Origin of the sequence: Intrasporangium sp. (assembly GCF_032907665.1) — a bacterium.
In the GTDB taxonomy this organism is placed as follows: domain Bacteria; phylum Actinomycetota; class Actinomycetes; order Actinomycetales; family Dermatophilaceae; genus Intrasporangium.
In genome coordinates this window covers 42,625-59,385 of record NZ_JAJJPG010000002.1, presented here as the reverse complement: position 1 = coordinate 59,385, position 16,761 = coordinate 42,625, and the positions used below count along the sequence as shown (strand labels likewise).

General features: G+C 73.1%; 9 protein-coding genes. 3 read left to right on the top strand and 6 right to left on the bottom strand.

What is annotated here, in order from left to right; all coding sequences use genetic code 11:
• Positions 1-83: 83 nt before the first annotated feature.
• Both LOY02_RS00645 and LOY02_RS00640 read left to right on the top strand, forming a co-directional pair.
• Positions 84-1,946: a putative nucleotidyltransferase substrate binding domain-containing protein gene (locus tag LOY02_RS00645; RefSeq protein ID WP_317180379.1), complete on the top strand. Its 1,863-nt coding sequence runs from the start codon at positions 84-86 to the stop codon at positions 1,944-1,946.
• Positions 1,943-2,629 carry an exonuclease domain-containing protein gene (locus LOY02_RS00640; protein WP_317180378.1) on the top strand — a complete coding sequence of 229 codons (687 nt, stop codon included), beginning with the start codon at positions 1,943-1,945 and terminating at the stop codon, positions 2,627-2,629. The genes LOY02_RS00645 and LOY02_RS00640 overlap by 4 nt, the downstream gene beginning before the upstream one ends.
• Here the strand turns inward: LOY02_RS00640 and LOY02_RS00635 are convergent.
• A complete protein-coding gene (locus LOY02_RS00635; protein ID WP_317180377.1) occupies positions 2,620-3,489 on the bottom strand; it encodes an Fpg/Nei family DNA glycosylase in 870 nt (289 codons plus the stop codon). The two genes, LOY02_RS00640 and LOY02_RS00635, sit on opposite strands and share 10 nt — an antisense overlap.
• 91 nt (positions 3,490-3,580) lie before the next feature.
• On the opposite strand from LOY02_RS00635, the gene LOY02_RS00630 reads away from it, so the two are divergent.
• Positions 3,581-5,179 carry a cyclic nucleotide-binding domain-containing protein gene (locus LOY02_RS00630; RefSeq protein ID WP_317180376.1) on the top strand — a complete coding sequence of 533 codons (1,599 nt, stop codon included), beginning with the start codon at positions 3,581-3,583 and terminating at the stop codon, positions 5,177-5,179.
• Here LOY02_RS00630 and LOY02_RS00625 read toward each other — a convergent pair.
• From LOY02_RS00625 to LOY02_RS00605, 5 genes are all read right to left on the bottom strand, one after another.
• Positions 5,113-7,758 (bottom strand): Npt1/Npt2 family nucleotide transporter, encoded by a 2,646-nt coding sequence (locus tag LOY02_RS00625; RefSeq protein ID WP_317180375.1) that lies wholly within the window; start codon positions 7,756-7,758, stop codon positions 5,113-5,115. The two genes, LOY02_RS00630 and LOY02_RS00625, sit on opposite strands and share 67 nt — an antisense overlap.
• Positions 7,755-8,180, bottom strand: a complete 426-nt coding sequence (locus LOY02_RS00620; RefSeq protein WP_317180374.1) for a cyclic nucleotide-binding domain-containing protein — start codon at positions 8,178-8,180, stop codon at positions 7,755-7,757. The genes LOY02_RS00625 and LOY02_RS00620 overlap by 4 nt, the downstream gene beginning before the upstream one ends.
• Positions 8,165-10,069, bottom strand: a complete 1,905-nt coding sequence (locus LOY02_RS00615; protein ID WP_317180373.1) for a GNAT family N-acetyltransferase — start codon at positions 10,067-10,069, stop codon at positions 8,165-8,167. Before LOY02_RS00615 ends, LOY02_RS00620 begins: the two co-directional genes overlap by 16 nt.
• Before the next feature lie 184 nt (positions 10,070-10,253).
• Entirely contained in the window at positions 10,254-11,567 is a 1,314-nt protein-coding gene (locus LOY02_RS00610; protein WP_317180372.1) for a fibronectin type III domain-containing protein, read from the bottom strand.
• 248 nt (positions 11,568-11,815) lie between these two features.
• The gene (locus tag LOY02_RS00605) at positions 11,816-16,726 is read right to left on the bottom strand and encodes an ATP-dependent helicase (RefSeq protein WP_317180371.1); all 4,911 of its coding nucleotides are present in this window, start codon (positions 16,724-16,726) and stop codon (positions 11,816-11,818) included.
• Between the last annotated feature and the right edge of the window lie 35 nt (positions 16,727-16,761).

Genomic DNA, 16,761 nt, shown 5'->3' with positions numbered 1-16,761 from the left:
CGCCCAGCGTAGGCCCAGATCCGACCCGTGCTCCGCCTCGTGTTCGGTGTCAACGATGCCGACAGGAGTGCGACGATGACGCCGTGGCCGATGTCGACATCACGGAAGTCACCGACTTCCTCGCAGAGCACGCGCCCTTCGCCGCCGTGCCCCGCGAGGACCTGGTGCGGCTCGGCCGCCGCCTGACCATGCGCTACGCACGGCGCGGCACGCACCTGATGAGTGTCGGCAGGAGCAACGACGAGGTCTTCGTGGTCCGCTCCGGCGCCGTGCAGATCACCGACGAGAACGGCTCCCTCGTGGCCCGGGGCGGCGAGGGAACCGGATTCGGCACGACCGCCCTGGGCGGCACACCCTCTCGCTTCGACGTGCTGGCCATCGAGGACAGCCTTCTGCTCGTCATGTCGACGGCGAGCTTCCAGTCCCTCGCGGAGGAGCACCCCGCGGTCGGTGACTTCTTCTCCGAGCAGCGCGAGGCTCGCCTCCGCCATGCCCTCCAGTCGCTTCCCCAGCACGACCGGCGCAGTGCCGTCCTCCAGACCCGCCTGCGTGACCTGATCCGGCGCGCACCGATCACCACGACGGGCGAGACGACGATTCGCGACGCGGCCGCCCTCATGGCCCGAGAGCAGGTCTCGTCGCTCCTCGTCGTGGACGGCGAGCGCCTCCGGGGAATCGTCACCGACCGGGACCTGCGCACCCGAGTCCTTGCCGCGGGACTGGAGACCACCCATCCGGTCAGCGCCATCATGACGGGCGACCCGGTGACGGCCGCGCCGGACGACCTCGCGATGGAGCTCATCCTCGAGATGACCTCGCGGAACATCCACCACATGCCGGTCGTCGAGGGCGATCGGCCCCTCGGCATGCTGACGAGCACCGACCTCATGCGTCTCGAGCGGGCCAACCCGATCCACCTCGTCGGAGACGTCGCTAAGGCCAAGGACCTCGATGCCCTCATCGTCCTCAGCCAGCGGCTCCCCCGCATCGTCGACCAGCTCGTCCACGAGGACGCGACCGCCGACGGCATCGGCCGCATCGTCACCGCGGTCGGTGACGCCATCGAGAGGCGGCTCATCGCCCTCGCCGAGCAGCGGCTGGGGACCCCGCCCCTTCCCTATGCCTGGATCGTCCTCGGTTCCCAGGCCCGACTGGAGCAGGGGCCCGGCAGCGACCAGGACAACGCCCTCGTGCTCGCCGACGACCCGACGCCCGAGCAGGCGGCCTGGTTCGAGTCGCTCGCCTCGTTCGTCGTCGACGGCCTCGTCGCGTGCGGCTACCCGCCCTGCCCCGGCGGGATCATGGCGACGAATCCGCAATGGCGTCAATCACTTCGCGCGTGGCGGCGGATGTTCACGGGCTGGGTCGACCAACCGACGCCCGACGCCGTCCTCAGGTCGGCGATCTTCTTCGACCTGCGACTCCTGCACGGCGAGCCCGGACTGGTCGACGCACTGCACCAGCAGGTCACCGAGACGGCTCCCCACAGCGGACGCTTCCTGGCCCATCTCGCCCGCAACGCCGCATCCAACGAGCCGCCCCTCGGGTTCTTCCGAGGTTTCGTCCTCGAGCGGAAGGGGGAGCACAAGGACACGCTCGACCTCAAACGGGGCGGCGTCCACGCCATCGTCGAGATCGCGCGGGTCCAGGCCCTGTCGCGGGGACTGCCTCAGGTGAACACGCTCGCCCGGATCAGTGCCGCAGCCGGGGCCGGTGCGCTCTCATCCGAGACCGCGGCCGACCTGCACGACGCCTTCGAGTTCATCCGCTACGTGCGCCTCACCCACCAGGCGCGCCAGCTTCGCGAGGGTCGTGAGCCCGACAACTTCGTCGCTCCGGGTGAGCTGAGCAGCTTCGAGAAGCGCCACCTGCGTGACGCCTTCCAGATCGTCCGATCGGCCCAGCAGACCGTCGTCCAGAGCTATCCGCTCGGGCACCTGACGTGATCCGTGCGCTGCTCGGCCGGGACCGGCGACGGGCCCGGCTTGCGGGACAGGCTCCGCCGGGGCCGGTCCGCGAGTGCCTCGCCACTCCGAGCCCCTCCTCCCGCACGGACGTGGCCGCACTGCCGCTCCTCGCCCTCGACCTCGAGACGACCGGCCTCGACCCACGCGTCGACCACGTCGTCTCGGTCGGCTTCGTGCCGGTCGACGGGCTCGTCATCGACCTCTCCGGTGCACAGCGGCTCCTCTGCCGTGCCCATGCCGAGGTCGGCCAGAGCGCCGCCGTCCACGGCATCACCGACGACGCCCTGGACGAGGGCATCGCGCTGTCGGAGATCATCGACCGTGTTGCGGACGCGCTGCGGGGCCGGGTGCTGCTCGCCCACCACGCAGGAATCGAGACCGAGTTCCTCTCCGCGGGGTGCGAGCGCACGCACGGGGTACCGCTCCCGGTCGAGGTGGTCGACACGATGGAGCTGCAGGCCCGCGTGCTGCGCAGTCATTCCGGCGCCGACCTGCCGCCGGGGGCGCTGCGTCTGGCGACGGCCCGAGCTCACCTCGGACTGCCCCGCTACGTGGCGCACGAGGCCCTGACCGACGCCCTCGCCTGCGCAGAGCTCTATCTGGCGCAGGTGGCGCGGCTCAGCGGCGGCAGGCCGATGGCGCTCAGGGCCCTTCAGCGCTGACCCGTGACGCGACGCCGCCCGGACTCCGAGCCGAGCGGCCGTTGCGGGCGACCGTCGTCGGTCGGGCCGAGTCCGCCCTGACAGGAGGGGCAGTAGAACATCGTCCGCTCGCGGGTCGGCTCCCCGACGAGGGCGACGCGCACTGTCGCACCGCAGCGTCGGCAGGGTCGTCCGCTGCGCCCGTGCACGTAGGTCGACTCGCCCCGGGCCAGTGAGCCGGTCGAGGACTGGACCGCATCGCGTCGGCCGCGGTCGATGAGGTGGCGGGCCCGGGCCACGACCTGCTCGAGCGTCGCCCGGTCCAGCTGGGACGCGGTGGTCCAGGGGTGGATCCCCAGGACGAAGAGCGTCTCCGCCGTCCACAGGGTGCCGAGGCCGGCGAGGTTGCGCTGGTCGAGGAGGGCCTCCCCGAGGGGCATACCGGACGTCGCGAGGTTGTCGACGGCGCGCTCCGCGTCCCAGTCGGGTCCGAGCAGGTCCGGGCCCAGGTGCCCGACGAGGTCCGACTCCTGACGGGTCTCCACGAGGTCGAGCATCCCGAGCCGGAGGCCCAGCGCCGTCCACTCGGATGCGGCGAGAAGCGCCCTGAGGTCCGGCGACCGACGCCACCGCGGCTGCAGCCGTGGGGTCGCCTCGATCCGCCACTGGCCCTCCATCCGCAGGTGTGAGTGGAGCGTGAGACCACCCTCGAACCGATGCAGGAGATGCTTGCCGCGACTGACCACCTCGAGGGTGCGCCGACCCGACAGGTCGGCGGTCGCGAGCGAGGGCCAGCGCAGGTCCGACTCGACGATCCCCCGCCCGGCCAGGGCCTCGTGGAGACGGCGAGCGGTGCGCCACACGGTGTCACCCTCCGGCACAGCACCTCCTTCACCCTCGCGCGCCCACTGCCCGGCCCCACCTCCATGATGACGGGTTCCGCGTTCGTCACCGCAGCGAGACAATGCGGGAATGGGCTGGGGCACGCTCCTGTCGCCACGACGAGGCCTCCAGACCGCTTGGGGGCTCGCGGCAACCGCGCGGCTGTTCTCACCTGTGGTCCTCCTCGTGCTGGCCTATCAGCGGGGTGGGCCCGGACTGCTGGCTGCGACCTCGGCCGGGCTGGCGGTCATCGGCGCAGCGATGTCCGCCCTGGTGGGGCACGCCGGCGACCGCATGCACCTCGGCACCCTCCTGCGCTGGGTCGTGGGTGTCGCGATCGGCGCGCTGTGCGTGGCGGCCGCAGCGGCGATGGCCGGGTGGCCGGTCCTCGTCGTCCTGGCCCTGGGGACCATCGCGTGCGGGCTGCTCAGCACGTATCGTCCGCTCCAGGCAGCGATCCTCCCCTGGCTCGTCCACACGCCGCGAGAGCTCGCCGTGGCCAACGTCGCGTCGACCGGGATCGAGAGCACGGCAGCACTCGTCGGCCCCGCCCTCGCCGGCGCGGCCCTGCTCGCAACCACCCCCGACCGGGCGCTCGCGATCGGAGCGGTCTGTCTCGCGCTGGCCCTCGTGCCGTTGTCCCGTGTGCAGCTGCCCGAGGCCTACCTGCGCCATCGCGGGGAAGCCCGACAGAGGTCCTTTGCCGCTGGGCTCGGTGTGCTCGCCCGCGTCGTCCGCGGGGGCGGGGCACCGGCGCTGGTCTTCGCGCAGACCTTCGCCCGGGGAGTGCTCACGGTGCTGCTCGTGATCCTCGTCCTGGGGGAGCTGCGGCTCGGCGAGGACGTCGTCGGATGGCTCTGGGCCGCCCTCGGGGTCGGCGGCCTCATCGGCGCGGCGGTGGGCACGCGGGTCCTGCACGTCTCGCGGCTCGGCCGCAGCATGGTCGGTGGCGTGTTCGCGTGGGGAGTCGGGCTGGCCGTCCTGTCCGTCGGTGGCAGCCCGTGGGTCGCCGGAATCGGCATGCTCGTCATCGGCGTCGGCAACGCCGTCGAGGACGCGAGCCTCTTCACCTCGGTGGCCCGCCTTGCGCCCCGGGGTTCAGCAGCACAGGCCCTGGGTGCGGTCGAGATCGTTGCGTGCACGGGAATGGCCGTCGGGGCGGCCGTCGCACCCGTCGTCATCGAGGTCGTGCCCGTGCGCGCGGCGCTGCTCACGATCGGGGTCGTCGTCGCCGTCCTCGCGATCTGCTACCTCGGCGCCTTCGGGGCCGTCGACCGCTCCGCCGGCGAGGCGCAGGGGACCACTGAGCTGCTCTCCGGGGTGGCCATCTTCGAGCCCCTCCCGGTGGTCGTCGTCGAACACCTCGCCGGTCGACTCGAGCGGTGTGACTATCGCGCCGGTGATGTCGTCATGAGGGAGGGCGACGAGGGCGAGACGGTGCACATCGTCGCCTCGGGGACCGCGGAAGTGGCCGTGGGCGGGGCTCCGCGTCCCGGCCTCGGTCCCGGCGACAGCTTCGGTGAGATCGCGCTGCTCCGGAAGGGCAGGCGGACCGCCACGGTGACGGCTCCCGGGAACCTGACGACCTACTGTCTCGGCAGGGACGACTTCCTCACTGCGATTCAGGGCAGCTCCGGGTCGGCCGAGGCGCTGGCGGACTTCCGACTCGCCACCGACGCCTCCGCCTGATCCAGCCACTGCACCGTCTCCGTGACGACCCAGTCCAGCGTGGATCCCGCGGCGGAGGCGCCGGCCCCCGCTCGTCGCTCGGTGCGAAGGGTGGCGACGACCTCGTCGACGGCCTCTGGCGCCATGCCGGGCAGCACCCGCAGGGCAGACGCCCGCAGCCAGGGATCGCGCCAAGGCACCTCCGCGCCGCGCGCGATGTCGACCACGAGAGCGGCTGGGTCCGTCACCGCGCCGGCCCGGCCGAGGCCGGCCAGCCGCTCCCGCGGGGCCAGGCCGGGAGTGACCACCGCGAGGACCCGGGAGGCCCGTCGGCCCAGTGCGACGCTGATCAGCTCCTGTGCGAGTCCTCGCGTGCGCTCGTCGCTGGACCCGAGGCCCGCCGTGACCCGCTCCGCCGTGAGGCCGGGGACGACGACAGCCACGAGCGTGAGCAGCCGCCGGGACGACTCGGCCAGCTCGTCGGCGAGCGCCTCGCGCAGGGGCGCCGCATCGACACTCGCCTCGAGCGCATCGAGAGCGTCGAGCGCGTCGACGAGATGACCGGCGTGCAGGAGCTCCCGGTCGACGGCCGTGGCGACGGCGCGTCTGGCGCGGGCGTCGAGGGCCGCGGCCCGCCCTTCGCGCGGCACGCGGGACAGGCCGGTGGCCGCCGCTGCCGCGACGTCTGCGCGGTCGTCGACGAGCGCGGCAAGGAGCAGCGCTCGACCCCGCTCACCGCCGCCTCTCGCCACGGCGGTGCTGAGGATCGCCGTCCCCGGGGTCGCGGGGCCGCCCTCGAGGCGCCCGGCGAGCTCGTCGACGAGATGGTCACCGTGGGCGCTGAGTGCGGCATCGAGTGCGGGTGGAATGCGCTGGTCGCCCAACAGGCCGACGAGGTCCGGGACGAGGACGGCGCTGGGCACCGCGGCCGCGGCGAGGAGGGCCTCCACCCTGGTCGACGTGTCGGCGAGCATCTCTCGCCACACCCCGTGCCCGTCCTCCCGCCGGTCCGATCCCTCTCGCGACACGGCGGCCGCGGCCCGTGCGCGCACCCCGGCGTCGGGGTCAGCGAGAAGCGTGACGAGTCGCTCCGCGACCTCAGGGCGCGCCGCGGCATCGGCGCCCGCGATCGCCTCGACCGCGACGCTGCGCACGGCGGCTGCGACGTCCGAGAGCGCCTCCATGGCGACGGGCACGACCGCCGGCGAGCGGGCGTCGCTGAGGACCTCGATCGCCGTGCACCGATCGACAGCGTCGCGGCTCTCGAGCAGCCGCTCGACCGCCGTGGCCGCCGTGTCGTCGACCCGGAGCGCCACCGGGTCCCAGGACCGGTCGGTGAGCACCGTGCCGAGCCGCTGACCGTAGCGGCGGTGTGCCCGGACCGCCAGCCAGATCCAGACGAGGGTGAGCGCTCCGGTGGTCCACACGACGGCCCGCACGTCGAGGCCCAGGGCTCGGACGACGAGGAGGAAGGCCCCGACGAGCCCGACGGCGATGGGGATCCCCGCCCCCTCGACGAAGGTCTGGGCGCGCAGCCGATCGGCCCGCCGGATGCCCTGGTAGGTCGCGGCGATCGAGGTGCGGGTCGTGCCGTCGGTCAACGTGATGTCGACGACCTGGGCCGCGCACACGGCGACGAGGTAGGCGAAGGTCGCGATGCCCGGGCCCGCGCCCACCCCGAGGACGACGATGGTCAGCAGGAGGGCGCCGAACGGGTTGGCCAGCAAGCCGAATCCGATGCCGAAGCGCGCGAGGAGGCGCCCCGCCAGCAGGAGCGTGAAGAGGACCGCGACGATGTTGAGGATCGCACCGAAGGTTCCCATGAACTGGGCCAGGCTCTCCGGGTCCTCGTAGTAGGCGGCGGCTCGCTCCCAGACGACGTAGTCGAACAGTTGGGTCACGGCAGCTGAGAGGATCTGGTAGCCGAGCACGAGCAGGACGAAGGGCTCGCGGAGCAGCCGCAGCTCGGCCAGCCGGGGGGTGGACCGCCTCGGCTCCGTGGGCCGGCGCGTCTCGGACGGCGCTGCGAGGAGCTGGCCGGGGTACTGCCGGTTCGTGGCCCAGACGACCCCGATGAAGACGAGGGCCATGGCGACGTCGATGAGGAGCAGGTGCGTCGCCGCTCCGAGGGGTTCGACCAGTGCCGCAGCCGCCAGACCACCGGCCGCGAAGCCGATCGAGAAGCCTGACACGATCCGCGGGAAGTCCCGCTTGAGGGTCTGCACGTCGTAGAGCCGCACGGCCTGCGAGCCGACGACGAGGAAGCCGGTGGGGATCGAGAGCGGGAAGAGGACGATGAGGACGAAGGTGACCCAGGCCATGTCCCACCGGCTCAGCAGCAGCCAGGCCCCGAAGACGAGCACCACATAGAGGCTCAGCACGGTGAGCGCGAGCCGGCCCAGCGGCATACGGCGTTGCGCCACCGTGAGGGCGGACGACACGGCGACGCCGCCCACCGCGACCGTCAGGTACGCGTAGGGCAGGGCCCCTGCGCCATAGGTGTGGAGGAAGACGGCGCTCGCGGGGACGACGAGGAAGGCGACGGTCAGCCCGAGGGCGACCGCCTGTCCGCCGAGCAGCGCGAGCAGCCGCAGCCTCACGGGTGCGGTTCGCGTTTCTCGCGGAGCCGCTCGACGAGGGCGAGGATGACGCCGCGCGCGATCTCGGGGCGGCTCTCGAGCGCTTCGTCGAAGTCCGCCTTCGCGAGCCGCAGGGCGGCGACGTCCGTGACGGCCAGCACCGTCGCGGACCGGGGCTGCGGGTCGAGGACGGCGAGATCTCCGACGACGACCGGGGCATCGGCGCGGATCCGTCCGTCCTCGCGGATGATCTCGATGGTTCCCGACGTCACCACGTGGAGCCAGTCCTCGGTTGCGCCCCGGCGAATGACCGCCTCACCCGCGACGAAGGACTCCTCGGTGAGGGCCCCCGCGAGACCGGCGAGGACCCGGCCAGGGGTCTCGGCGAAGATCCCGACATGGCGCAGCATGGCCACCCGGTCGACGGTCAGGAGGCGATCCACGACTCCCCCTCGGCGAGCGCCCGTGTGGGGACGCGGAGCTCGTGGATGCCGTTTGCCGTGCGAACCTCCACGTCTCCGCCGGAGGTGAGCACGTGGAGCATCGCGTCGTTTCCGACGAGGACGTCCGCAGTGAAGGCGCGGACCCCGTGCCGGGCCGCGTAGTCGGAGATGATCCGGTTCAGGGCGCGCCCGAGGCCGCGTCCCTGCCAGGCGGAGTCGACCATGTAGGCGACGTCGGCACAGCCACTGTCGGCGTCGACGTAGTACTGCGCGGACCCGACGACCTCCTCGTTCTCCCGCTCCCCCCGGACGGCCACGAACGCCATCTCGGAGTCGTAGCCGACGTTGGTGAGGTGCTCGGCAGCGTTGCGCGTCAAGGAGGACAGGTTGCGGAAGAAGCGGGTGCGCACGTCCTCGGGACGCATCCGGAAGAAGAGGTCCTGGAGCAGCGGCGCGTCACCGGTGTGGGTCGGACGGATCAGGACCACGCTGCCGTCCTTGAGCTCGACCCGCCGCTCCTCTGCGGCCGGGTACTGCTGGCGCGAGCGGAACTTCTGGTCCGGTGGGACGAGACCAGCCGCCTTGGCGGCGCCGAGGAGGGCCTCGCGGTCGTCGGGGTGGGCCAGCTCGACGAGAGCCATGGTCCGTTCCCGGAGGGACCGGCCGTGCAGGTAGACGATCCCGAACTCGGTTGCCACCCAACGCACCTCGTGTCGCGGGATGGCCACCGCTTCGTTCGGGCCGAGGTCGGCGACGAACGCGGGGGAGCCGTCGGGCTGCCGCGAGGCGAGGGCGACGATGGCCTTGCCGCCCGGTGACTGGGCGGCCGCCCGGTGGAAGTCGACCTGGGCGCCGAGCCCCCCGTAGAGGTTCCCGCCGAGCGCGTCGACGCAGACCTGCCCGGTGAGGTCGACGCGGAAGGCCTGCGTCACGGAAACGAGCCGATGCTGCGCCGCGAGCCCCGCCTGCACCTCGTCGATGGGGCGGAACTGGAAGCGGGGGTTGTCTGCGATGGCGTCGTAGAGGCGCTGCGTCCCCATGGCCGCGCTCGTCACCACGGCCCCGACGTCGACGCTCTTGGACGTCCCGGTGACGATGCCCGCCTCGACGAGGTCGAGGACCGCGTCGGTGATGACGTCGGAGTGGATGCCGAGATCCCGGCGCTGGGTGAGGTGCGCCAGCACGGCGGTCGGGATGCGGCCGAGGCCGACCTGGATCGTCGCCCCGTCGTCGATGACCCGCGCGACGTAGCCCGCGATCCGCTCACCGACGTCGCCGACGCCCGGGTGCTCGTAGGAGATGACGGGACCGGGCACCTCGACGAAGAGGTCGATGCGGTCGACGGGGACCGTGCTCGCACCCTCGGTCCACGGCATGGCCGGGTTCACCTCGGCGACGACGAGGCCGGCCGACTCGATGGCCGCGGGTGCGGCGTCGACCGACACGCCGAGGCTGACCAGGCCGTCGCGCGGCGGCGTGACCTGGACGACCGCTGCATCGATCCGCACCCGCCCGTTCCGCAGGCTGGCCGGGAGGTCGGTGAGGCTCATCGGCACGTAGTCGACCGACACCCCGTGCGGCTGCACCCTGCTCACGAGGTCGGCGAGCTCGGCGCCGACGAAGAGGGTGCGGTGCTCGAAGTTGGTCCCCGTGGAGAGCGCGTTGCGGACACCGTCGGTGAGGTGGTGGACCAGACGCATGCCGAGGTGCTCGAAAGGATGGTCCTCGAGCGCACGCACCACGGTGCGCGGTGTCGCGCACGCACTGCCGACGTAGACCGTCGAGCCCGCGGGAATCGCTGCTGCGGCATCCTCGGCGCTCACCACCCTCGCGCGCCACCCTGAGGCTCCAGCCGTCACATCGGTTCCCTCGAAGGGCGTCGCGTTCACCGGGCACCTCCCTGGCCTCGGGCGGCGACGAGTCGGCGTCGCTCAAGTGCACAGCCTCCGGCGAGCCACCGCGAGTGATCCCTTGCCCGAGAATGGCACGGTCGGACTGTCCACCGCGGCGGAACCGGAGAACACGCGGAGGGACCCGGGCCTGTCGGTCCGGGTCCCTCCTCCAACCCGGCGCTCAGCGAGTGGCGCTCACGGTCGCCGTCAGGCTGCCGGCCGGGCAGTAGTACCGCATGTTGCCGACGGTGCCGGCGGACGTGTAGGGCGCCTTCATCGCGAGAGTGCCCTTCCACGCGGTCGCCACCCAGACGTCGTCCACGAGGCCGGCCTTGGTCACCGTTCCCGTGAAGGTCAGGGTGTCGGTCACCTCGATCTTGCCGTTGGGTCCGGTGCAGTACGAGATCTGCGCCGTGGTCGAGCCGGTGTACTCGGCGCCGTCACGGTCGAGGTTGATCGTGAACGCGTGGCCGCCCAGGCTGCCCTTGAGGACCGCGTCGCAGGCACCGGTGTCGCACTTCGGGGTGATCCGCCACCATCCCGCGATCGTCTGGCCGAGGGCCGGGTCGCCGCCGAGGGTGAGCGTGCTCGAGCTCTTCGTGATCTTGCCGTCCACGTCGTAGGTGCCGGTGAGCCTGGCGTCGGACACCGGAGGTGTGGCGGTCGTGGCCTTGAGGGCCCCGCTCTCCTCCGAGGACGTGCCCGCGAGCAGGGCAACGAGCTGGTACGAGTACGAGCGCCCGGGCGAGAGGCCCTTGTCCGCGAAGGTCCGAGCCGTTCCTGGCACGGTGGCGACCTCGGCGTCGTCACGGAGGACCCGGAACTGGTCGACGGCGGCGCCGTCGGGGTAGGCCCACTGCAGCGTGATGGTGGATGTGGTCCGGGCCGTCACCTTGAGGCCCGTCGGCGCGCTCGGCAGAGTCTGCACGCCGAGCGGGTCGGAGGGCTCGGAGCGGGCGGTCCCGGACGACGCGACGACGACATAGGTGTAGCGCGTTCCGGGCTGCAGCGAGTCGTCGTCGAACGACGTCTGCTCGCCGACGACCGTCCCCACCTCGGCCCCGTCACGCGCGACCACCCACGCGTCGGGAAGCGGGCCCTCGGAGGGCTCGGCCCAGCGCAGCGTCACCGAGGTGTCGGTGACCGCGGTCCCGCGCAGGTCGGTGGGCGCGGCCGGCATGGTGTGGACGGTGATCTCGGCGGAGGGATCCGACCGCTTCGATCCGGACGCCGCCACGATCGTGTAGTGGTACGTCGAGTCGGGCAGGAGACCGTCATCCGCGTAGCTGGTGACCTCGCTGGGCACGGTCGCGACCTCGCTGCCTCCTCGCAGGACGAGGTACTGGTCCACGTCGGGACCCTCGGTCGGCGCGGTCCACGTCAGCTCCACGGACGTCGCCGTGGGGGTGCCGGCGCTGGCACCACCGGGAGCCGAGGGCACCCAGTTGTTCCACACGAGGAGGCCGACCACGCCGAGGACAGCGAGGATGGCCACCGCGACCACCGGGAGGACCCATCGGGGTCGGTGTCCGTGAGCGCCGGACTCCGCGGAGGAGGGCTGGGGTGGTTGGGGAGGCACCGGCCGGGGCGCCGGAGCCGTTGGCGATGTTGTCGTCGGGGTCGACATGGTGGCCTCCTCTCGGCCCGGACCACGTCATGGCAACCGAACTGGAAACCACACCGTGGTGCCACTGTCAGGCCATCATCGGGGCGGAACGGCCGCCAGAGGCTTTGGTCCCGCGTCTATCGACGCAGCCGCAGTCCCCGCGGTGTCATGTGGAACCCCGCCTCCGACAGCGCGTGGACGAGCGGGTGGTCGGAGCCGAGCACCGACGCACCGTCGGCCTTCTCGACGGTGATCCGCCCGAGCGCTCCTTCACGGACGGCGAGTGCGAGCGCATCGGCGGCGGCCTGCACCTCGTCCGGATCATCGGACCAGCAGAGCATCGTCTTGCCGCCGCGCTCGACATAGAGCACGAGCGCCCCGTCCACGAGCACGACGAGCGCACCGGCCTTCCGGCCGGGCTGGTGACCCTTGCGCGCGCCGGCTCCGTCCGTGGGCCGGTCGGGCCAGGAGAGGGCCGCGCCGTAGGGATTCGCGGGGTCGCTCGCGGCGAGCACGAGCGCGTCGGCCCGGGGATCCTGCCGTATGCCGCTGGGCCGGGGCCCCGGGGACCGGTTCCCGGGGGGGTGCGTCCCCCGTTGGTCGCTCCGGTCGGTCGAGGGAAGCCGCGCGAACGAGCGCAGCCGGTCGACCGCGCCCGTCGAGGCGAACTGCGAGGCCCCGAGGGACTCGACGAAGTAGCCGCGCCGGACCTTGCCGGCCTCCTCGGCCGCGGCGAGGACCCGGTAGACCGCGGCGAAGCCCCCGGGCACGTCCTCGGCGACGACCGCGCCGCGGGTGAGCACGCCGTAGCGGTCGAGGAGCAGCTCGGCACTCGTCACGGCCCGCATCGTGGGATCGGTCTCGACGACGGGCAGCAGGGACCAGCGGCCGACCCCGGTCGGCGGCGCCGAGCCGAGAGCGCGCCCGGCCCGCAGCGCGCTCGCCGCAGCCGACGCCTCGGCCGCCGCAGCCGCCTCGGCCAAGGATTCACGCGACACCCCTCCGAGGGACCCGAGACGGCCGAGCGAGGTGCGCCGGCCGCCGTAGCGGGCCGAGCGTGGCGCGGTGGTCGGCCTCCTGTGCGCGGTGCGCCCTCCGGCGAGCAGGGCCCGGAGGGGCGCGATGGTGTCGCCGGTGACCCGACCCGCCCACACGAGGGACCAGAGCGCCTCGAGCAGTTCTGCGTCGCCCAGCTCCCTGCCGCCGGACGTCGACGCCCGGAGGCGGTCGGCGAGCGCGTGGAGGAACCAGGCACCCCCGCCCTCGAGGGCCTCGAGCACGGTGTCCTCGGCATCGGTGAGGTCGGCCTGCTCGGGCGGCGCCAGCGTCAGGTGCGCGGTCTCGGCGAGGTGGAGGCTGACCCACCCGTCATCGCCGGGGAGCGACCCGTGGCCCCGCCAGATGACCTCCCCCGAGCTCATCACCTCATCGAGCAGGGCCGGTCGGTAGTCGGCGACCCGGGCGGGCAGCACGAGGGTCTCGAGCGCGCTGGCCGGGACGACGGCGCCGGTCAGCTGCTCCACGGCGCGGAGCAGGCCCTCTCGGCCGCGCTGGCCGCCACCGACGCCCTGCCAGTGCGGCAGGAACCGGGCCAGCTCGACCTGTGCCACCGGCTCGACCTCGTGGCGGAGGGCGGCGAGCGACCGTCGCCGCAGGAGCCTGAGGACCTCGGCGTCGCAGAACTCGGCTCCGTGACCACCGCCGCTCTCGGTCGGCAGCAGCTCACCCTCGACGATGCGACCGGCCGAGACGAGTCGCCTCAGGGCGTCGTGGACCACGGCCGGGCCGAGCCCCCACCACTCGGCGACGGTCTGCACGGTGAAGGGCCCGTGGGTGCGGGCGAAGCGCCCCACGAGGTCGCCCAGCGGGTCGGGCACGGACTCGAGGAAGGCGGTCGGCACCCCGACGGGCAGGGCCGTGCCGAGGGCGTCGCGAAGGCGCCCGGCGTCCTCGACCGCCGCCCAGCGATCCTCGCTCGCCACGCGGACGGCGATGAGCCTGCGCGCCTGCTCGAGGGACCGGAGCGCAGACTCGACGTCGGGCGGCTCGAAGCCGTCCGCGCAGCGGGCCAGGATGTCGCGCGTCGAGAGCGGCCCCAGGACGCGGACGAGGTCGGCGAGGTCCTCGGCGTCCCGGGCCGCGCGCTCCGGTGCGAGCCGCTGGAGCTCGGCCTCGGTCCGGGCGATGGCCTCCGGATCGAGCAGGTCACGCAGGGCGAGCGCGTCACCATGGCCGAGCAGCTCGGACAGGAGGCTCGGGTCGAGCGCGAGCGCGGCGGCGCGACGCTCCGCCAGGGGCGAGTCGCCCTCGTAGAGGTACTGGGCGACGTAGCCGAAGACGAGCGACTTGGCGAAGGGGCTCGGTTGGGCCGACTCGACCTCGACGACGGTCACCGCCCGCGACCGGATGTCGGTCATGAGCTCGACGAGCCCGGGCACGTCGAAGACGTCCTGGACGACCTCGCGCACCGCCTCGAGGACGATGGGGAAGGAGGGGAACTGGCTGGCGACCTGGAGCAGCTGCGCCGCCCGCTGCCGCTGCTGCCACAACGGCTGGCGGCGGTCCGGACGACGGCGGGGCAGCAGGAGGGCCCGCGCAGCACACTCCCGGAAGCGCGCGGCGAAGAGGGCCGAGCCGCCGATCTCCGCCGTGACGAGCTGCTGGACCTCCTCGGGCTCGAGCGTGACGAGCTCGACGAGCTGGCGCCCGATCTCACTGCTCGAACCCACGGGACCGGAGACCCCGCCCGGCGCGTCGAACTCGAGGTCGGGCAGGCGGAAGACGATCCCGTCGTCGCCGTGCATGGCCTGCACGTCGATCCCGAAGCGCTCCCGCATCCGCGCCGCAACGCACAGTGCCCAGGGCGCGTGGACCTGTCCCCCGAAGGGCGAGAGCACCGCGACGCGCCAGTCGCCGATCTCGTCCCGGAACCGCTCGACGACGATGGTCCGGTCGTCGGGCACGTGACGAGTCGCCTCGCGCTGCTCCTCGAGGTAGGCGAGCAGGTTGTCCGCCGCCCACTCGTCGAGCCCGGCCTGCCGGACCCGGGCGCGCGCTTGCTCCGGGCCGAGTCCGACGACCTCGCGGACGAAGGCGCCGACCGCACGGCCGAGCTCGGCAGGACGGCCCTGCTGGTCGCCCTTCCAGAACGGCAGGCGCCCAGCCAGTCCCGGCGCGGGGGTGACCAGGACGCGGTCATGGGTGATGTCCTCGATCCGCCAGGAGGACGTGCCGAGCGTGAAGACGTCCCCCACCCGGGACTCGTAGACCATCTCCTCGTCGAGCTCGCCCACGCGCCGTCCCGGCCCGTCCCCCGACGCGAGGAACACGGCGTACAGGCCCCGGTCCGGGATCGTCCCACCGCTCGTCACGGCGAGCCGCTGGGCCCCCCGGCGGCCGGAGAGGGTGTCGGTGACGCGGTCCCAGACGATGCGCGGGCGCAGCTCGGCGAACTCGTCGCTGGGGTACTTCCCCGCGAGCATGTCCAGGGTCGCCTCGAGGACCGACCTCGGCAGGGCGGCGAAGCTCGCGGTGCGACGGGCCAGCGCCTCGACCTGCTCGACCGTCCAGTCGTCCATGGCGCACATCGCGACGATGTGCTGGGCAAGCACGTCGACGGGGTTGGCGGGCACGCGCAGGCTCTCGATGGCCCCGGACCGCATCCGCTCGACGACGACCGCGGTCTGGACGAGGTCGCCCCGGAACTTGGGGAAGAGGACCCCGCGACTCACGGCACCGACCTGGTGCCCGGCACGACCGACCCGTTGCAGGCCACTGGCGACACTGGGCGGGCTCTCCACCTGCACGACGAGGTCGACCGCGCCCATGTCGATGCCGAGCTCGAGGCTGCTCGTCGCGACGACCGCGGGCAGCCGCCCGGCCTTGAGGTCCTCCTCGATGGCGGCACGGTGCTCCTTGCTCACGGAGCCGTGGTGGGCGCGGGCGAGGACGGCAGGGGCGCCGTGGCTGGCCCCCGACTGGGCCATGACCTGCGCAGGCGGCCGGGCCGGCGAGGGCCCGCCCTGCGCGCTGTGCGGGGGGCGCTCGGGGGGCGCAGCCCCCCGAGGGTCGGCATACGACCGCTCCTCCCAGATCTCGTTGAGGCGTGCGGTCAGCCGCTCGGCGAGCCGGCGGGAGTTGGCGAAGACGAGGGTCGAGCGGTGGTCCGCGATGAGGTCGGCGATCCGCTCCTCGACATGGGGCCAGATGGAGGCGCGCGGCGCATTGCCGGCGGCCGGACCGGACAGGTCGGGCACGCCCGGCGCGACCTCCGCCGGGGCGCCGGACAGCTCCGCGAGGTCGGGGACGGGGACGACGACGTCGAGGTCCCACTCCTTCGTCGACGGGGGCTGGACGACCTCGACGGGACGACCCCCCGCGAGGAAGCGGGCCACCTCCTCGACCGGGCGCACCGTCGCCGACAGCCCGACCCTCTGGGCGGGCCGCTCGAGCAGGGCGTCCAGGCGCTCGAGGGACAGGGCGAGGTGGGCGCCACGCTTCGTGCCGGCGACGGCGTGGACCTCGTCGACGATGACCGTCTCGACGCCCCGGAGAGCCTCCCGCACCGACGACGTGAGCATGAGGAAGAGCGACTCGGGGGTCGTGATGAGGATGTCCGTCGGCGTCCGGGCGAAGGCGCGGCGCTCAGCGGCCGGGGTGTCGCCGGAGCGGACCGAGACCCCGATGTCGGGAACCGGCAGGCCCAGCCGCGTGGCCGCGTGACCGATCCCCACGAGCGGACCCCGAAGGTTGCGCTCGACGTCGACGGCGAGCGCCTTCATCGGCGAGACATAGAGGACGCGGCACCGGGCCAGTCGGTCCTCCGGCACCGGCTCGCTCGCCATCCGGTCGACGGCCCAGAGGAAGGCGGACAGCGTCTTGCCCGAGCCGGTCGGGGCGACGACGACGCAGTGGTGGCCCGACGAGATCGCCGCCCAGGCGCCGACCTGAGCGGCTGTGGGTGCGCTGAAGCTGCTCCGGAACCACGCAGCGGTCGCCGGAGAGAAGCGGTCGAGCACCTCGCCGCTGGCCTCGTCTGCCGTCGCCATCGGGCCCAGCCTGCCACCTGGCGGTGACACACCGC

Coding starts and splice junctions, on each gene's coding strand:
- LOY02_RS00630 (WP_317180376.1), top strand. CDS start 3,581: ATGGGCTGGGGCACGCTCCTGTCGCCACGACGAGGCCTCCAGACCGCT.
- LOY02_RS00605 (WP_317180371.1), bottom strand. CDS start 16,726: ATGGCGACGGCAGACGAGGCCAGCGGCGAGGTGCTCGACCGCTTCTCT.